17 protein-coding genes and 1 tRNA gene are annotated in these 16,461 nt (G+C 68.2%); 6 read left to right on the forward strand and 12 right to left on the reverse strand.

Annotation, left to right across the window (positions count from 1 at the left end; translation table 11 throughout):
- From BMW51_RS10465 to BMW51_RS10490, 6 genes are read right to left on the reverse strand one after another with little or no spacing between them, the layout of a single operon-like run.
- On the reverse strand, positions 1-1,083 hold the full coding sequence (locus tag BMW51_RS10465) for a CgeB family protein (RefSeq protein WP_093006176.1): 1,083 nt from the start codon (positions 1,081-1,083) through the stop codon (positions 1-3).
- Positions 1,080-2,168 (reverse strand): CgeB family protein, encoded by a 1,089-nt coding sequence (locus tag BMW51_RS10470; RefSeq protein ID WP_093006178.1) that lies wholly within the window; start codon positions 2,166-2,168, stop codon positions 1,080-1,082. Before BMW51_RS10470 ends, BMW51_RS10465 begins: the two co-directional genes overlap by 4 nt.
- Positions 2,165-3,271 (reverse strand): CgeB family protein, encoded by a 1,107-nt coding sequence (locus BMW51_RS10475; protein WP_093006800.1) that lies wholly within the window; start codon positions 3,269-3,271, stop codon positions 2,165-2,167. The genes BMW51_RS10470 and BMW51_RS10475 overlap by 4 nt, the downstream gene beginning before the upstream one ends.
- On the reverse strand, positions 3,268-4,350 hold the full coding sequence (locus tag BMW51_RS10480) for a glycosyltransferase family 4 protein (RefSeq protein WP_177171631.1): 1,083 nt from the start codon (positions 4,348-4,350) through the stop codon (positions 3,268-3,270). Before BMW51_RS10480 ends, BMW51_RS10475 begins: the two co-directional genes overlap by 4 nt.
- On the reverse strand, positions 4,347-5,423 hold the full coding sequence (locus BMW51_RS10485) for an SDR family NAD(P)-dependent oxidoreductase (RefSeq protein ID WP_093006180.1): 1,077 nt from the start codon (positions 5,421-5,423) through the stop codon (positions 4,347-4,349). Before BMW51_RS10485 ends, BMW51_RS10480 begins: the two co-directional genes overlap by 4 nt.
- On the reverse strand, positions 5,420-6,532 hold the full coding sequence (locus tag BMW51_RS10490; protein ID WP_093006182.1) for an NAD-dependent epimerase/dehydratase family protein: 1,113 nt from the start codon (positions 6,530-6,532) through the stop codon (positions 5,420-5,422). Before BMW51_RS10490 ends, BMW51_RS10485 begins: the two co-directional genes overlap by 4 nt.
- 195 nt (positions 6,533-6,727) lie before the next feature.
- Between BMW51_RS10490 and BMW51_RS10495 the strand changes: the two genes are divergently transcribed.
- The gene (locus BMW51_RS10495) at positions 6,728-7,312 is read left to right on the forward strand and encodes a histidine phosphatase family protein (protein WP_093006804.1); all 585 of its coding nucleotides are present in this window, start codon (positions 6,728-6,730) and stop codon (positions 7,310-7,312) included.
- Here BMW51_RS10495 and BMW51_RS10500 read toward each other — a convergent pair.
- Both BMW51_RS10500 and BMW51_RS10505 read right to left on the reverse strand, forming a co-directional pair.
- Entirely contained in the window at positions 7,296-7,742 is a 447-nt protein-coding gene (locus tag BMW51_RS10500) for a DUF6165 family protein (RefSeq protein WP_093006184.1), read from the reverse strand. The genes BMW51_RS10495 and BMW51_RS10500 overlap by 17 nt on opposite strands.
- Positions 7,726-8,652, reverse strand: a complete 927-nt coding sequence (locus BMW51_RS10505) for a glycosyltransferase family 9 protein (RefSeq protein ID WP_245708435.1) — start codon at positions 8,650-8,652, stop codon at positions 7,726-7,728. The genes BMW51_RS10500 and BMW51_RS10505 overlap by 17 nt, the downstream gene beginning before the upstream one ends.
- A 154-nt stretch (positions 8,653-8,806) precedes the next feature.
- On the opposite strand from BMW51_RS10505, the gene BMW51_RS10510 reads away from it, so the two are divergent.
- Together BMW51_RS10510 and BMW51_RS10515 are read left to right on the forward strand one after the other, a co-directional pair.
- Positions 8,807-9,628, forward strand: coding sequence for a TIGR04290 family methyltransferase (locus BMW51_RS10510; protein ID WP_093006186.1), 822 nt, complete (start codon positions 8,807-8,809; stop codon positions 9,626-9,628).
- Positions 9,625-10,548, forward strand: a complete 924-nt coding sequence (locus BMW51_RS10515; protein WP_093006188.1) for a glycosyl hydrolase — start codon at positions 9,625-9,627, stop codon at positions 10,546-10,548. The genes BMW51_RS10510 and BMW51_RS10515 overlap by 4 nt, the downstream gene beginning before the upstream one ends.
- A gap of 2 nt (positions 10,549-10,550) precedes the next feature.
- Here the strand turns inward: BMW51_RS10515 and ygfZ are convergent, their stop codons facing one another.
- Positions 10,551-11,282 carry a CAF17-like 4Fe-4S cluster assembly/insertion protein YgfZ gene (gene ygfZ, locus BMW51_RS10520; RefSeq protein WP_093006190.1) on the reverse strand — a complete coding sequence of 244 codons (732 nt, stop codon included), beginning with the start codon at positions 11,280-11,282 and terminating at the stop codon, positions 10,551-10,553.
- A 44-nt stretch (positions 11,283-11,326) separates the two neighbouring features.
- Between ygfZ and BMW51_RS10525 the strand changes: the two genes are divergently transcribed.
- Positions 11,327-12,655 carry a dihydroorotase gene (locus BMW51_RS10525; protein ID WP_093006192.1) on the forward strand — a complete coding sequence of 443 codons (1,329 nt, stop codon included), beginning with the start codon at positions 11,327-11,329 and terminating at the stop codon, positions 12,653-12,655.
- A gap of 46 nt (positions 12,656-12,701) precedes the next feature.
- On the opposite strand, the gene BMW51_RS10530 is transcribed toward BMW51_RS10525, so the two are convergent.
- The gene (locus BMW51_RS10530; protein WP_245708436.1) at positions 12,702-13,460 is read right to left on the reverse strand and encodes a DUF1134 domain-containing protein; all 759 of its coding nucleotides are present in this window, start codon (positions 13,458-13,460) and stop codon (positions 12,702-12,704) included.
- Positions 13,461-13,618: 158 nt separating this feature from the next.
- Between BMW51_RS10530 and BMW51_RS10535 the strand changes: the two genes are divergently transcribed.
- A tRNA-Ser gene (locus tag BMW51_RS10535) sits at positions 13,619-13,708 on the forward strand.
- 87 nt (positions 13,709-13,795) lie between these two features.
- Here BMW51_RS10535 and BMW51_RS10540 read toward each other — a convergent pair.
- Both BMW51_RS10540 and BMW51_RS10545 read right to left on the reverse strand, forming a co-directional pair.
- A complete protein-coding gene (locus tag BMW51_RS10540) occupies positions 13,796-14,155 on the reverse strand; it encodes a hypothetical protein (RefSeq protein WP_093006196.1) in 360 nt (119 codons plus the stop codon).
- Between the two features lie 17 nt (positions 14,156-14,172).
- The gene (locus tag BMW51_RS10545; protein WP_093006198.1) at positions 14,173-14,379 is read right to left on the reverse strand and encodes a hypothetical protein; all 207 of its coding nucleotides are present in this window, start codon (positions 14,377-14,379) and stop codon (positions 14,173-14,175) included.
- Positions 14,380-14,758: 379 nt separating this feature from the next.
- Between BMW51_RS10545 and BMW51_RS10550 the strand changes: the two genes are divergently transcribed.
- The gene (locus tag BMW51_RS10550) at positions 14,759-16,408 is read left to right on the forward strand and encodes a Na+/H+ antiporter (RefSeq protein WP_093006200.1); all 1,650 of its coding nucleotides are present in this window, start codon (positions 14,759-14,761) and stop codon (positions 16,406-16,408) included.
- The last annotated feature ends 53 nt before the right edge of the window (positions 16,409-16,461 follow it).

A 16,461-nucleotide genomic window follows, 5' to 3' on the forward strand; every position in this document is an offset into this window, starting at 1 on the left:
TCATGCCGTGACGCGCGCGCGGTCGCGTGCGTGCTCGGCGGCTTCACCCAAGTGGCGCTCCAGCTCTTCGGCCCGGTGCGCGGCGGTATGTTCGGCGAGCACGCGGGCGCGCCCCGCCTGTCCGATCTGTTCCAGGTCGCGGCGCCCGAGCGCGGCGAGCATGTCGGCGCAGGTGTCGACCAGCAGAATCTCGCGCCCGTCGCCCAGCAGCTCGGTCAGCCCGTCCCAGCGATCGGAGATGATCGGCGTCCCGCACGCCGCCGCCTCGAAGATGCGGACCGAGGGCGACCAGCCCGCCGCGATCATGTCGGCGCGCGTCACGTTCAAGGTCGCGCGGCTGGCACCGTAGAAGGCGGCGTGTTCGGCGGGCGGCAGATGCTCGATACGCTCGACATTGTCGGGCCATTGGATCGTGTCCGGATATTGCGGCCCCGCGACGGCGAAGCGACGGTTGGGCGCCGCGCGCGCGACGTAGAGCAGTAGCCGCTCGAGCGTCGGCTGGCGATCGTCGCTGTAGGTGCCGAGATAGGTCAGATCCCACTTCTTCGGCACGTCGAGGGGCACGTAGGCCTCCGCATCGACCGAGCAGTAGAGCGCGCGCGCCATTGGCGAGCCGTAGTGATCTTCCAGGTGGCGCAGCGTCGGACCGCCGGTGAACGACAGATAGACGTCGTAGTCGGGGATGACCGCGGGCGAGAGATATTCGAAATCGCCGCGCGCGAGCTTGGCGAGCGTCACAGGAGTATCGATGTCGTAGAAGGCGGTCGTGCCTTCCGCCCACTCTTGCACGAGCCTGCCGACCGCGACGCCGTCGGGCACGTAGCTGCCGACGATCACTGCGTCCGCCGCAGCAATTTCCTCGCGCCACTCGGCCAAATGGTCCAGGTCGGAATAGTAATCGAGCCGGCACCAGTCGGGATTGACGAGGTCGCGGTGCGCGCCCGCATACCAAGGCACCTCGCGTTCAAGGAACACGACCTCGTGCCCGCGCGCAGCATAAGCTTTCAACAGGGCGCGGAAGGTGGTGGCGTGGCCGTTGCCCCAGGACGAGCCGAGGCTGAGGCCGAGTACGACGAGCTTCATGCCGGCGTCACCTCGCGCGCCGCGTGAACCTTGAACAGCGCGTCGACCTGTTCACCGCGAAGATCATAGGTGTGTTCGGCGAGCACGCGTTTGAGCGCCGCCTGCCCGATCGCCGCCGCGCGTTCAGTGGTGAGCGCCGACAGGTGGTCCGCCACATCCTGCCCGTCGCGCGCGACCAGCACTTCCTCGTCGGGTTTGAGGAACAGCTCGATCCCCTCCCACGCGTCGGTGATGAGGCAGGCGGCGGCGCCCGCGGCCTCGAACACGCGGGTGGCGGGCGAGAAGCCGATGTGTGCCATCGAGTCGCGCGCGACGTTCAGCACCGCGCGCGGCGTGCAGTTGAATGCATTGTGCTCGGCGGTGAAGACGTGGCCGCGGTGGCGGACGTTGCCGGGCATCGCCTTCGTCTCCCAGCCGTTGCCGCCGATCAGGAACTGCTGCTCGGGCAGCAGCGCGGCGGGGCGCAGGAAGAACTCCTCCACGCGTGCCTCGCGGTCGGGCAGGCGATTGCCGAGAAAGGCTAAGTCGCAGGCGAAGCGCGGGTCGGGGTCGACGGGATGATGCGTCTGCGGATCGAGCGCGTTGTAGACCGGCACGCAGTCCTTCGCGCCGAAGCCGGTATAGGCATCGACGACCGGCGCGCCGCCGCCGTAGGTCAGTACCATGTCGAGCCCGGGCAGCGCCGCGCGCACGGGGTGGTCAGCGTCCGCGCGCATCTCGTCCAGCGTCGCGGCAGCGTCGACATCCCAGAAGATCTTGAGCGCGTCCGGTCGCGCATTGGCGATCACGCCTTGGAGCAGTTCGGCGTCGAACACGCCGACGCCGTTCGCCTTGACGACGATGTCCGCAGCCCCAGCCTCCGCGAGCACGCCGCGCATCGCGTCGACGGTGGCCGGGTAGACGACGACCTTGGCATATTCGGGCGGGTCGATGTCGCGGTGCTGCTGGCGATCGAACGCATCGGGTTCGTAGAAGGTGATGTCGTAGCCGCGCTCACCCAACGCGCGTAGGATGCCGCGGTAATAGGTCGCCGCACCGTTCCAATAGGACGACAACAGGCTCGATCCGTAGAAAGCGATCTTCATGCGGAAACTCCCACGCGGGGGGTGCCCAGCGTGTCCAGGATGGTCATCAGTTCGTCGACGCGGTGCGCGCAGGTGTGGCGCGCGCGGATCGTCTCCAGCCCCGAGGCGATCAGCGAGTTGCGCAAGTCGGCGTCGTCGCGAATGCGGGCGAGCACGTCCGCCATCTGCTCGCCGTCGTTGGCGTAGAGGAAGTCCTGCCCCGGGCGGAACAGTCCTTCCGCATCGTCCCACGGCGCGCTGGCGAGCGGGATGCCGCAGGCGAGCGCCTCGAACACGCGGATCGTCGGAATGCCGGGCAGGATCGTGCGATAGTAATTACGCGGGACGTGAACGGTGGCGAGCGCACGCGCGAAGATCTCGGGCGCGCGCGCGTTGGGCGCCCAGCCGTGATAGCCGGCACCGTAGCGGGCGAGCATCGCGCGCGCCTCATCCGGGTAGCGCACGCCGTAGATGTCGAGCGGCAGCGCGGCGGCCTGCACGGGACGGAGCAGATATTCCTCGATCTCGCGCGTCCGCTCGCCGTCACCCCAGTTGCCGATCCACACCACGCCTTCACGGGCGTCGCTGTCGAGTGGATGGAACCGGCGCGTGTCGGCGGCCTCGTGCCAGGTCCACACACGCTTGCCCCAGCCACGCGCGCGGTACTGCTCCGATAAGGTCTCGCCGAAGGCGAGGACGCCATCGTAGCCCGACAGATCGTAGGCATCCATCTCGTGCGGCAAACTGACGATGCGGTGATGCGTGTCGTGGAACAAGAGCGTCCACGGCGCGCCGCCTTTGCGCAGGCGACCGACCTCGGCGACGAGATCGTGCGCGTTCCACTCGTGCACGATGACGAGATCGGCCCCGTCGACCATCGCGGCCACGTCATCGCCGGGGGTGTAAGTGGCGGACGTGAGCTCGGGATAAGCATCGCGGTAGGGCGCGAGCGCATCCTCGCCGCCGTCGGCGAGGAGGTTCTGCAGGCTCCAGCTGTCCGCCGGCTCATAGGCGTGCACGTCGTGACCGCGCGCGATCAGTTCGGAGAGCACGCCGCGGACGAAATGCGCGTTGCCGTGGTTCCAGCACGACGCGAGGCTGTGGGTGAAGTAGACGATCCTCATGCCGCCGCCCGCTTCTGCGGCGCGCACGCCTCGGCGTAAATCGCAGCCATGCCGCGCGCGTTGGCGGCAGGGGTGTAGCGGCTTGCACGGACGCGGGCGCGCTCCCCCGCCTCGTGGCGTCCGACCGGGTCGGCGGCGAGCGCTTCGATCGCGAGCGCGAAACCGGCGTCGTCTCCCACGCCCACGAAGCGCGCCGCGCCGTCCCACAGTTCGCGGAAGGTCGAAATGTCGGACAGCACCAATGCGCAGCCAGCCGACGCGGCCTCGAGCACCGCGAGTCCGAAGGGTTCGTATCGCGCCGCCGACACGAAGATCGGGCGCGCGGCGAGCCGGCCGGCGACATCGCCGTCCGACAACATGCCGAGCGTGTGGAGATGCACGCACGCAACCTGCTCGCCGTTCGGGCCAACAAGCGGTCCGGCGGCCTCGAATGGCAGCGCCACCTGCGCAGCGGCACGGTCGAGCGTCGCCACGTCCTTGCCGCGGTCCCACAGCCGGCCGGCGGTGAACACGGTGCCGGCGAGTGCACCCGCGCTCGCCACGGCAGTGCGGCCGTTATGAACCACGCGCGGACGGCGCGGCAGCGCGTAGAGACGTGCGAGCGTGTCGGCGAGCGCGGCCGACGGGCACACCGCCACGTCAGCGCGGGCGAGAGCATCGCCGGTCAGCGCCGCCTGCCACGCGAGATCGACGGGCAGCGGTCCGTGCTCGACCGCGTCCCACCATGACGCGACGCAAGAATGCGCGACTGCGACGACCGGCATCGCATAATCGGCGAGCGCGAAGGCGGGCTGGTTCACCTGCACCACGTCGGCACCGTGCAGCGCGGCGAGGCGCGCGAGCGCGTCGGCGGTGCGCCGGACCTCGCCCGCATCGCGCGCGAGCCAGTCGAGCGACAGTCCCGTTTCGGTAACACCGATGCCGAGCGCGCCGGCACGGCCGCGTTGCGCCGTTGACAGCGCAGGGCCTAGCACCGCCAGATGCGCCTCGACACCCAATGGGCGGAGCGCGGCGGCGAGTTCGAGCGCGTATTGCCATACGCCGCCGACCACGTCCGCCGTCATCAGCAGACGCGTCACGCAGCGACCTCGACCGGAGCCGCCGCATGCTCCGCGCTCAACCACTCGGCGAGGCGCGCGACGCCGTCACGCCAGTCGACCCGGCGCTTGAGCCCGAGCGCTTCCTCCGCCGCGCGCGTGTCGGCAACGAAATAGCGCTGGTCGCCCGCGCGCCAATCATCGTGGCGCACGTCGACGGTGCGGCCGGTCACCTCGGCGATGTGGTCGAGCAGGACACGCAGGCTGACGGCATTGTCGGGCCCGCCGCCCAGGTTGAACGCGCGGCCTTTCACCTCGTCGATCCGCGCCCAGGCGGCGAGATAGGCGTCGACCGCGTCCGACACGTCGAGAATGTCGCGCACCTGGCACCCGTCGCCGTAGAGCGTGATCGGGCGGCCCTTGAGCGCACTGATCAGGAAATGCGCGACCCAGCCCTGATCCTCGGTCCCCATCTGGCGCTGGCCGTAGATGCAGCTCATCCGCATCACCGCGCTGCGCAAACCATAGCTGCGCGCATAGTCGAGCACGTACTGGTCGGCCGCGCCCTTCGACACGCCGTAGGGGGTGTGGAAATCGAGCGGGCGCGCCTCCGAGATGCCGTGCGCGCGCACGTCGGTGTCGACCGGCACGTAGCGGTCGCCCTCCAGCGCGAAGTCGAGGTCGGTCAGGTCGCCGTAGACCTTGTTGGTGGACGCGAAGATCACCGGCGCTTGCGGAGCGTGATGGCGCACCGCCTCCAGCACGTTGAGCGTGCCCGCAATATTGGTCGCGAAATCGTCCATCGGGTCGGCGAGGCTGGTGGTGACCGCGACCTGCGCGGCGAAGTGGAACACCGCCGAAGCGCCCTTGACCGCCTCCGTGACCCGCTCCGCGTCGCGCACGTCCGCCTCGACGAACCGGACACGGTTGCCGTGGCGGCCGCGCAGCCAATCGAGGTTGCGGCGCACACCCGCGCGCGCGAGCGCGTCGTACACGATCACGTCGCGCCCACTCTCCGCCAGCCGCCAGGCGAGATTGGCGCCGATGAACCCCGCGCCGCCGGTAACGAGGACGGGCCCCGCTCCGCTCGCGTCAGCCGCCCCCCCGGACGTCACGCGACCAGCCCGCGCTTGTCGAGTTCGGCTCGCATCTTCTCGACCTTGTCCTCGGCGGTCTGCTGCGCGACCCATTCGGCGAGCACGGCGAGTCCGGCCTGGAAGTCCTGCGTCGCCTCGAAGCCGAGCTGCTCCTTGGCGAGCGTCGTGTCGCAGAAGCAGTGGCGGATGTCGCCAATCCGCGCCTTGCCGACGACCTGCGGCGAGATGTCGTTCTTGCCCATCGCCTGCGCCAGTTCGGTCGCGACCTCGCGCACCGAGCGGTGGTGGCCCGAACCGACGTTGAACGTGCCGCCCGCGGCCTGCGGCAGCGTCAGCGCGTCGGCGAAGGCGCGCGCCACGTCGGAGACGTGGACGAAATCGCGCCGCTGCTCGCCATCCTCGAAGATCATCGGCTGCTGGCCGTTGAGCAGCCGCGAGGCGAAGATCGCCAGCACGCCGGTGTACGGGTTCGACAGCGCCTGACCGGGGCCGTAGACGTTGAACAAGCGCAGGCAGACACCCTCCATGCCGTAGGGCGCGGCCATGATGTGGGTGGTGCGCTCCTGCACGTATTTGTTGAGCGCGTAGATCGACGATAGATTGGGACGCTTCCACTCGGGCGTCGCGACCGCTTCGAGCGGGCGGCCCTCAGCATCGACTGGCTCCCAGTTGGTCAAACCGTCGCGCAGGCCTTTGCGCTCCGCATCCTGCACCAGCTTGCCGTCAGCGTCGCGGTAAAGCCCCTCGCCGTAGATCGACATCGACGAGGCGGTGACGACACGGCGCACTGGCTGGTCGATCAGCTTCTCGAACAGCACCGCGGTGCCGACGTCGTTGGTCGAGGTGTAGCGCTCGACCTCGTACATCGACTGCCCGACGCCGACCTCGGCCGCGAGGTGGACGACGCTGTCGACGCCCTTCAATGCCTTTGCCACCACGTCGCCGTTGCGCACGTCGCCACGGATCAGCTCGACCTCGTCGTTCAGCAGCGGCGGGCGCTCCACATCGCCGTGAACCTGCTCGATCAAACTATCGAGCACGCGCACCTTGTTGCCGCGCGCGAGCAGTTCGTCCGCGACGAAGCGCCCGATAAAGCCCGCGCCCCCCGTGATCAGCACCGTTTCCATATATTCTCCCACCCCGGTCAGCGTCGGTGGGCGGGGACGACATTGATCTGGATCAACGACACAGCACGGCCACCAACGCCATACGGGTAGAAGAACATCTTCTACTTAGCTTGGTTCCAACAAATTGTTGCGCGGTCGCAACTTTTTTCCTCGAGCGTGGTTGCGGGCGGCTCGCCGCTGGCCGACGACAGCCTAATGACCCGCACGATATTGCTCGCCCGCCACGGAGTCCACGCCGAGGTCGGTCACGTCCTGAGTGGCCGCTCTGAGATCTCACTGAGCGACGAGGGGCGCATGCAGGCCGAGCAACTGGCGGCGTGGCTCGACCGAACACGCATCAGTTCGATCCACGTGAGTCCACGCAGGCGGACGCGGGAGACCGCCGATCCGTTGGCGCGCCGCTGCGGCTTGTCGCCAGTGATCGCTCCCGCGCTCGACGAAATCGACTTCGGCGCGTTTACCGGTCAGTCGTTCGCGGCGCTCGACGACGACCCTCGATGGGCGACGTGGAATGCCGAGCGCGACACGGCGCGCTGCCCGGACGGCGAGACGATGGCGCAGGCGGTCGAGCGCGCGTGGCGATACATTCGCGCGCTCCCAGCCGGCGACGCTCTTGCATTATGCGTCACCCACTGCGACGTGATCCGCGGGCTGGTCGTACGCCACTTCGGCTTGCCGTTCACCGCCATCTATGGCTTCAACTGCGATCCGGGCTCGGTCACGACGCTGGAGCTGAGCGATACGGGCACGCGGCTGGTCGCGCTCAACGAGCGGCCATGAACATCGGTGCCTGCTGCACGGCGACGGGCACCGCGCGCATGTCGGCGTAGCTCTTTTCCTCGATCAGTTCGGAGCCGAGTTGCAGGTTGATCGCGCGCTTGATCGCGGCGCGCTCGTCGTTCTTGTGGTAGACCGCGCGGGCGAGTTGGACGAACTCTGTGCCGAACGTGCCCGCTGCCTCCTGCTCGCGGATCGCGTCCTCGATCTCCCATAGATCCTCGTTCACCGCCTTCAGCGTCGCGTAGAGCGGCGCAATGCCGTCGCTGCGCAGCGCCATGTCGCCGAATTCACTCAGCAGCCGATGCTCGTTCACGACGTTGGCGCGCGCATCGGGGCGGACGATCCGCTCGCGCTTGATCTCCAAGATGCTGATCTTGTCGAGCAGCTCGCCCCAGGAAACGGGAACCATCGGGCTAACCTTGGACGCCATATGCCGCTCCTTCGTCGATTTGGTGGGTTCGTGTGTCGAGCGCGTCCGCGATCTTCGCGACGACGCCGGCCCAGTCGCCGGCGCGTGGCTGCACGAACAGGCGCATCGTCGGGTACCACGGCGTGTCGGTGCGATCGGGCGACCAGCGCCAGTCGGGCTCCGCCTTGAGCATCAGCCAGGTCGGACGACCGAGCGCCCCGGCGAGATGCGCGATCATCGTGTCGACGGTGATGACGAGCGAGCACGCCGCGATCAGCGAGGCGGTGGCGTCGATGTCGAACGGGCAGCCGTCTGGATTGAGCACACCGAGGTCGGTCGGCTCGGCGACGAGCGACAGGCAGCGGCGGCCGGCGCACAACGGCGCGAGCAGCGCGGGCGGTACGCGGCGATCATGGTCCCAGTCGCCGGCGGAATAACACAAGCCGATCGTGCCCGCGGGCAGCGCGGCGGGGCTGGCGCGCAGATAGGGCGCGCGCGCGTCATCCGGCGTCGCGCGCAAGGCCTGCGGCAGTTCGGTGATCTCGATGTCGCACGCGGACGGTTTTGCCGGGCGGGCGTGATCGAACGCGAGCATCCGATCGACACCCGCGATGCCACCGAGCAGACCATGCAGCCGCGCCGGTGCCTCGACCGTCACCGATCGCGCCCGCCTGGCCAGCAGCGGCAGGTAGCGCGCGAACTGGATCGAATCGCCCAGCCCGTGATAGCAGCGGACCAGCACGTCCTCGCCGTCGAACGCGCGACCGTTCCACACCCAGCGCCGATGGTAATCGACCCTCGGATCGTCGCGTTCGGCGGGATCGCGCCCGGCAATCACGTCGTCGCCGATCGCGAACGCCGCCGCATAATCGCCGCGCCGCATCGCCGCGGTCCACGGGTCGATGTCGGATCGAGCGGCGGCTTCTACCATCCCCGTCCAATCCCTGGCTGCATGCCGCGGTTCCGTCGTTGCGCTCGCGTAATGCAATAAGCTTTGTTGCTTCGCTCAAGGAACGCGGCCAAGTCAGGAGTGTTGGCGTAACGATCACTTGGCGTGCTCGCATGCCGCATCAAGGGGGGCTGGATTGACCGACACCGAACAGCGCGACGATGCGCGCACGGCGCTGCGCGAGGAAGTGCGCGCGCTGGAACCGTGGTTCCACAACATCGATCTCGGCGACGGGCTCCACACCGCGCCCGAGCATTTCCTAGGCGATTATCCCAATTTCAAGTTCGCGATGTTCCGCGACTGCGTACCCGCCGACCTGACGGGAAAAACCGTGCTCGACATCGGCTGCAACGCGGGCTTCTACTCGATGGAGATGAAGCGGCGCGGCGCGGAGCGCGTCGTCGGGATCGACTCGGACGAGCGTTATCTGGCGCAGGCGCGCGTCGCCGCGCGCGCGCTGGGGTTCGAGGACAGTGTCGAGTTCCGCAACCTGTCAGTCTACGATGTCGCGAAGCTGGGCGAGCGGTTCGACCTCGTGATCTTCATGGGCGTGCTCTACCACCTGCGCCACCCGCTCTTAGCACTCGACCTGATCCGCGAGCATGTCGCGCGAGACCTGATGCTATTCCAGACGATGCAGCAGGGCTCCACGCAAGTGTCCAACGTGCCCGAGGATCACCCCTTCTTCCTGCCAGACAGCTACACCCCGCCGCCCTATTTCGACGAGCCGGGCTATCCGAAGATGCACTTCATCGAGCGCAAGTTCGCGGGTGACTGGACCAATTGGTGGGCGCCCAATCGTGCGGGATCGATGGCGATGCTGCGCGCGGCCGGGTTCGAGATCGTGGAAAGCCCGCAGGACGACGTCTTCCTTTGCCGCGTCGCCGACGTGCCCTATGCGCAATTCGGTCCGGCCGCGGTCTATCCGGCCAATAACGAGATGGGGGCAGCCAAGTGATCGAAGCGGCGATGATCTGGAACGAGCCGAACAACAAGTCGCACTGGGATCCGGAAGTCGACCCCGACTGGTCGAAGTTCGCCGACACCGTCAGCCGCACCGGCGCGGCGATCCGCGCCGTCAATCCGGGCGTCACGCGCGTGCTGGGCGGGATGTCGCCGATCGACCCGATGTGGGTGAAGCGGTTGGAGGGCCACGGCTGTCTTGACGCAGTCGACGTGCTGGCGGTGCACGGCTTCCCGCTCGACTGGAACCTGTGGTCGATCCACGAATGGCCGAACAAAATTGCGGAGATCGAGGCCGTGACGGACAAGCCCGTCTGGGTGACCGAGGTCGGCGTCGGATCGTTCGGCGCGGAGGAAGTGCAGGTGTTCGGGGTCGAGAAGACCGCCGAGCTGCTGATCGGCCGCGTGCCGCGCATCTACTGGTATTCGCTGTTCGACCTGCCGCAGGAATGGGGTGCGACGACGCGCCACCGCGAGGCGGAGGGGTCGAGCTATTACCGCCATTTCTACATGGGGCTGATCCGCGCCGACGGCACGCCCAAGCCGTCGCTCGACTCCTATGCCAAGGTGGCGAGCGAGATGGGGCTGATGCAGTGGTTCCACTATCTCGATCCGCGACTGGATGACGCGGTGGAGTGGATGAAGCGGCTCGGCACCAAGAAGCTGCGCACCGGATTGTCCTGGGCCGACAGCTTCCGTCCCGACGCGCTCGGCTGGTTCGACCGGCAGATGGAAGCGCTGCAGGATTTCGACACCACCGTCACCTTCTGCTTCACGCCCGAACATCTCGGCATCCAGCCGCACCACACCAGCGCGGCGCGCGACCCGCAGGCTTTCGCCGATTTCTGCGCGCAGATGATCGAGCGCTACGCGCCCAAGGTGGCGACGCCGGTGACCGAGACGGTCGCGGCCTGAATTCAGCCGGTGGTGTCTTCCCCACCGGAAGGCACCACCGCGTCACCCAGCTCCTCGGCGCGGCGCACCGTCACCATTAGGCCAAGGTCCGCATAACCCATACGCCGCTTCGGATCGCTCAGGTCGTCGGGTGCGACCGCGAGGCGTCTGTTGACCTTGCTGCGGTGATGCATCCGCGCGGTATTCTCCTGCCCTACGTAGCAACCCTTGGTGAAGCTGACGCCGTTCAGCTCGCGCGCATTCGCCTCCAGCCACAAAGTCTCGCCTGAGCCGAGTTCGGCCACCCCTTCGGTCACGCCGAGCGATAGGCGATGCGCGTGCCAGCCGGCCGCGGGCGCACCGGGCGGCGCGATCCAGCGATAGCCGAGTGCCGCCAGCCGCGGATCGGGGGCGGCACCCTCGACCGGCTCGCGCGACCAATGCACCGCCAATCTCTCGTCGCGCGCGATCGTGATCGCGCGGCGCAGGCGGTAGATCGACAGGCGCCGCGCGAGCGCGTCGGCTTGGGTTCCCTCGACATCGAGCAACACGTCGTCGCCGTCCGCCCAAATGATGAAGTCGAACAACGCCTTGCCCTGCGGCGTCAGCAGCGCGGCGTACGCCGGCAGCCGCGCGGTGTCGTTCGTGACCAATCCTTGCAGGAAGCCGCGCACGTCCTCGCCCGCGACACGCAGTACCGCGCGATCACTCAAGGTGGTGCCGTCAGGCGCGGTCGTCGGGGTGGCATCGCTCATGCCCCCGAGTTAGGGAGGCTCCTCACGCGACGAAAGGGCTGGCGATGGCGACCTGTGACCTGAAACTGACGGGCGGCACCGTTCACACGCCGGGTGGTCCCGTGCAGGCCGACGTGGGCGTGAGCGGCGGGCGGATCGTCGCAATCGGACAGGTGGGCGAGGCCGGCCGCACGATCGACTGCACCGGGCTCGACATCCTGCCGGGCGTCATCGACACGCAGGTCCACTTCCGCGAACCGGGTCTCGTCCACAAGGAAGACCTGGAAAGCGGCAGCGTCGCCGCGGTTATGGGCGGCGTGACGGGCGTGTTCGAGATGCCCAACACCAAACCCAACACCGACAGTGCGGAGGCGATTGCGGACAAGCTGGCGCGCGCCAAGGACCGGATGTGGTGCGACCACGCCTTCTACGTTGGTGCCACGCACCACAATCCGCAGGCGCTCGCCGAGCTGGAGCGGATGCCGGGCACCGCGGGCGTCAAGATATTCATGGGCGCATCGACCGGCGACCTGCTGGTCAGCGACGACGCCACCTTGTCGCAGGTGCTCGCCCACGGAACGCGCCGCGTCGCGATCCACGCCGAGGACGAGGACCGGATGAACGCGCGCGAGGGTGAGCGCGTCACCGGCGACGCCTCGTCGCACCCCGTCTGGCGTGACGACGAGAGCGCGATCCTCGCCACGCGCCGCATCCTGGGGCTGGCGCGTGCGGCGGGGCGGCGCATCCACGTGCTCCACGTCACCACGCCGGCCGAGCTCGAGCTGCTCGGCCAGAACAAGGACATCGCGACGTGCGAGGTGACGCCGCAGCATCTGACGCTGGCGGGCGAGGAAGCGTACCCGCGGCTGGGCACGCTGGCGCAGATGAACCCGCCGATCCGCTCGGGCGCGCACCGCGACGGTTTGTGGCACTGGCTCAACCAGGGCGTGCCCGACGTGATCGGCTCCGACCACGCGCCGCACACGCTGGAGGAAAAGTCGAAGCCCTACCCCGCCAGCCCAAGCGGCATGCCGGGGGTGCAGACGCTGCTGCCGCTGCTCCTCGACCACGCCGCCAACGGTCGGCTAAGCCTGCAGCGAGTGATCGAGCTGACCAGCGCGGGGGCGCAGCGTATCTTCGGGATCGTCGGCAAGGGACGGATCGTCGCCGGCTACGACGCCGACTTCACGGTGGTCGACCTCAAGAAGCGCTGGACGATCGAGGACCGCTGGCTCGCCTCGCGCAGCGGCTGGTCGCCGTTCACGGGCATGGAGCTGACCGGCAAACCGATCGGCACGATCGTGCGCGGGCAGGTCGCGATGTGGGAAGACCAGCTCGGCGAGCGGGCGCAGGGCGCGCCGATCCGGTTCGAGGCGACCGCGTTCGGGCGCTAAGGCGTTAAACAAAGGGCGCGGCGTCAGGTTCGCGGCGCCATCCGCCTCAGAACGGCATCCACTTCGACTTTTCGCTGAACTTCATCCAGCCGACGTTGACGCCCGCGCGCCAGCCGACGCCCAAGCGCACCGGGATCAGCACCACGTTGCCGCGCCGCAGGTAGGTCGCGGCGAACCCGCCGACGAAGTACAGCCGCCCCTCCGCACCCGGGAAGCGCTTGAACAGCTCCTGCGTGTCGTAGAGGTTGTAGACCAGCACGAAGACCTTGTTCGCATCGCCGCCGACGTCGAACCCGACCGAAGGACCGGTCCAATAGACCGGGCGCTGCCCCTCGACCTTGTGCGTCATGATGCCCGAGCCGTAGCGAAGCCCCAGGATGAACGCGCCCGACGCTTCACGTCCCGCGATATAGGCGTTGGGTTCGCCCTGCTCTTTCAGGATCTTCTCGATCAAGGAGGCGAAGCCTTCCGCGCCCTTGCCGAACACGTCCTCGCCCGCGCCGATCAGGTCGTCGCGCTTGAACGTGTCGGCCGCCGCGGTGGTCTGCGTCGGGTCGACCGGTGCGCCGCTGCGCGCGGTGTTGCCGGTCACGGTCGCGCTGGAGGCAGGCGGCGGTGTCTGTACCGGCGCATCGGGATAGCGCGGCGAGGCGTCGCGCAGCACTTCCTGCGGCCCCTGCACATCGGCGTCGATCGCCGCATTGGGATCAATCGAGCGCACCTGCGCCAGCGCCGGCGCTACCTGCAATCCCGCCATCGCCACCGCGGCAACCAGACTGCCCAGCCCACGCATCCACTTACTCATGACACTCGCCCCATCACCCGATGGCGCAATCTACGCTCCCCCCTGCTGTCCCGGCAATGAACGTTCGACAATATGGCACGATTTCGCGTCTGTTCGATGCGAGAGCCCGGTTGATCACCGCCCTGCGCCTCGCTATAGCCCGCCCTCGCGCCGCATCCGGAGACGTGGGTGAGTGGCTGAAACCAACGCTTTGCTAAAGCGTCGTACGGGAAACCGTACCGAGGGTTCGAATCCCTCCGTCTCCGCCATGCCTCGGACGCCGTGGGCGCCGGCTTAGTCGACGCGGCGCGTATGCAGGATCAGGACGATCCTTGTGCATCGTCCATCAGGCACCCTTACTGATAATGCGAAAGGCGCTCGAAGCCGGTATTGGTCTTTGCCATCCGGCGCAGCTTCCTGATCACGCTGCGCACGTGGCGGTCGAAGCGACGATCATCGTAGACGCCGCGCCAGATATAGTCGTCGCGATCGAGCAGCGTGTCGAGTGCGGCGACGAAGCTGGCCTGCGTAGCGGTCGCGGCGTCGGTGTTCACGCCAGAGCAGACCAGCTCCTCGGCGCTCGCGATATCGCAGTCGTCCTCGCCTGAGCGGCCACGCCGTTGTGCGCTCGCCTGATCCGCCCGGGACGATGCGATGCGGCTGTTCAGCCAGGTACGCACGGCGGTCTGGTTCCACTCATCTGGCTGTTTGGTCATCGCTCGTCGCCCTTCGCCTAAAACGATCGTCGCGACACGGCGATCAGGTCCACCTTGCGCAGGCTGCGCGCGACGCGCCGGGCCTCCAGCACGCCCAGGCCACCCTTCCGCAGCGCCGTCACCAGCTGCCGCTCGGTCAGCGGCGCGGAGACGGCGTCGAGGAGGCCGAGCGCGGCGGCGCGCACGTCGGCCGGTGCGGCGTGCAGGGCATCGAAGGCGGTCATGGTTCTCCCGACGGACAGAGCGCGGCAATAGCTGGAACCCGGACGAACGCACGTAAACCATGCGCTGACCGGAATGAACCGCGCCATCGTTATGGCGTGATCGCCCGCGCTGATCGACCCCCAAATCGAAGCGGCTGGATCGGTGATACTGAGTGATGCCATCCTCTCGCGCGGCTGGTGCGCTGATTGATCAGCAAACGGTCTTCGCGCGGACGATCCGGCGACCGCGCCCACGGGATCGTGAACACGCACCCGCGATGCCTTGGCGGCGGAACCGGCGCATCCCCGACTTAGAGGCTAAGTGGGTGCCTCTGTCCGCCCGGGGGTGACCTGACCCGCAATCGCGGTACAAGCCGTCAGCCAATTACCGGAGCGTGTATTGAACGTCGTCACCTTGTGCCTCTTCCTGCTGCTGGCGGTTGTTGCGAGCAGCATCGTCTCGCGCCTGCTGCCCTCCGCTCTGCCCCGCCCGCTGGTCCAGATCGGGCTCGGCGCGCTGATCGGGCTGTTCGCGGGCATCCGGGTCGAGCTCGATCCCGACCTGTTCTTCCTGCTGCTCGTCCCGCCGCTGCTGTTCCTCGACGGCTGGCGCATTCCGAAGGACGAGCTGTTTCGCGACAGTCGCGCGATCCTCGGGCTGGCGCTGGGTCTGGTTTTCCTGACCGTGTTGGGTGTCGGCCTGTTCATCCACTGGCTGATCCCGGCGATGCCTGTCGCGGTCGCCTTCGCACTCGCCGCAATCGTCTCCCCGACCGATCCGATCGCGGTCGGCGCGGTCGCGCAGAAGGTCACGGTCCCCAAGAGGATGATGCACATCTTGGAGGGCGAGTCGCTCCTCAACGATGCCTCGGGCCTCGTGTGCCTGCGCTTCGCGATCGCGGCGGCGCTGAGCGGCACCTTCTCGCTCGGCAGTGCCGCGACGACGTTCGCGTGGATGGCGCTGGCGGGCGTCGCGATCGGTGTCGCGACCGCCTGGGCGGTGGTGCGCGGCAAGGCGCTGTTCGCCGAGCGGTTCGGCGACGATACCGGCTCGAACATCCTGGTCAGCCTGCTGATCCCGTTCGGGGCCTATCTGCTCGCCGAGCACGTCCATGCCTCGGGCGTGCTCGCCGCGGCGGCATCGGGCATCGCAATGACCTTCGCCGGCAGCGGCGTGGCACTCGGGGCTGTCGCGCGGATCAGGCGCCGTGCGGTATGGGACATGCTGCAGTTCACGCTGAACGGCGTCATCTTCGTGCTGCTGGGCGAGCAATTCCCCGACCTGATCCACCGCGCGCGCGCGACGATCGCGGTGACCGGGCATGGCAGCATGTGGTGGCTGCTGCTCTACGTCGGTGCGATCGTCGCGGCGCTCGGCGCCTTGCGCTACGCCTGGGTGTGGGTGGCACTGCGCTTCACGCTGCTGCGCGCGCGGCGCGCCGGCGCGACGAACACCGCTAGCCCGCCGCAGCGGATCATCGCCGCGATGTCGGCCGCGGGCGCACGCGGCGCGATCACGCTCGCGGGTGCGCTGACGCTGCCGATGACGATGAATGACGGCTCGCCCTTCCCGGCACGCGATCTCGCCATCCTGCTCGCCTCCGGCGTGATCCTCGCCTCGCTCGTGATCGCGTCGGTCGGTCTGCCGTTGCTGCTGCGCGGGCTGCACCTGCCCGTCGACGAAGGCATCGCGGAGGAACGCGACCGCGCGCGCATCAAGGGCGCGAAGGCGGCGATCGCCGAGATCGAGCGCGTCCAGCACCGAATGGCGGAGGAGCACGGCGACGCCGATCGCTCGACCGAGATCGCCGCGCGCATCATGGACCAGTACCGCGAGCGGATCGACAGCATCACCGCCGACGACGACGACCGGACGTGGCACGCGCAGCGATACGGGCTAGAGCGGACGCTGCGGCTCGCAGGGATCCGTGCCGAGCGCGCGACCTTGTTCGACCTCGCGCGGCAGGGCGAGATCAGCAACACGCTGGCGGACCAGCTCGGGCGCGAACTCGACCTCGCCGACGCGCGCCTCACCCGTCACAGTGTCTGAGGCAATGGGGCGTGCGCATCGCACCTTTCCTGAGCGCTGTAAGCGCTCGTTGC

The organism is Sphingomonas palmae, from assembly GCF_900109565.1.
Classification (GTDB): domain Bacteria; phylum Pseudomonadota; class Alphaproteobacteria; order Sphingomonadales; family Sphingomonadaceae; genus Sphingomonas; species Sphingomonas palmae.

Coding starts and splice junctions, on each gene's coding strand:
- BMW51_RS10465 (WP_093006176.1), bottom strand. CDS start 1,083: ATGAAGCTCGTCGTACTCGGCCTCAGCCTCGGCTCGTCCTGGGGCAAC.
- BMW51_RS10470 (WP_093006178.1), bottom strand. CDS start 2,168: ATGAAGATCGCTTTCTACGGATCGAGCCTGTTGTCGTCCTATTGGAAC.
- BMW51_RS10475 (WP_093006800.1), bottom strand. CDS start 3,271: ATGAGGATCGTCTACTTCACCCACAGCCTCGCGTCGTGCTGGAACCAC.
- BMW51_RS10490 (WP_093006182.1), bottom strand. CDS start 6,532: ATGGAAACGGTGCTGATCACGGGGGGCGCGGGCTTTATCGGGCGCTTC.
- BMW51_RS10495 (WP_093006804.1), top strand. CDS start 6,728: ATGACCCGCACGATATTGCTCGCCCGCCACGGAGTCCACGCCGAGGTC.
- BMW51_RS10500 (WP_093006184.1), bottom strand. CDS start 7,742: ATGGCGTCCAAGGTTAGCCCGATGGTTCCCGTTTCCTGGGGCGAGCTG.
- BMW51_RS10505 (WP_245708435.1), bottom strand. CDS start 8,652: ATGGTAGAAGCCGCCGCTCGATCCGACATCGACCCGTGGACCGCGGCG.
- ygfZ (WP_093006190.1), bottom strand. CDS start 11,282: ATGAGCGATGCCACCCCGACGACCGCGCCTGACGGCACCACCTTGAGT.
- BMW51_RS10525 (WP_093006192.1), top strand. CDS start 11,327: ATGGCGACCTGTGACCTGAAACTGACGGGCGGCACCGTTCACACGCCG.
- BMW51_RS10530 (WP_245708436.1), bottom strand. CDS start 13,460: ATGAGTAAGTGGATGCGTGGGCTGGGCAGTCTGGTTGCCGCGGTGGCG.
- BMW51_RS10540 (WP_093006196.1), bottom strand. CDS start 14,155: ATGACCAAACAGCCAGATGAGTGGAACCAGACCGCCGTGCGTACCTGG.
- BMW51_RS10545 (WP_093006198.1), bottom strand. CDS start 14,379: ATGACCGCCTTCGATGCCCTGCACGCCGCACCGGCCGACGTGCGCGCC.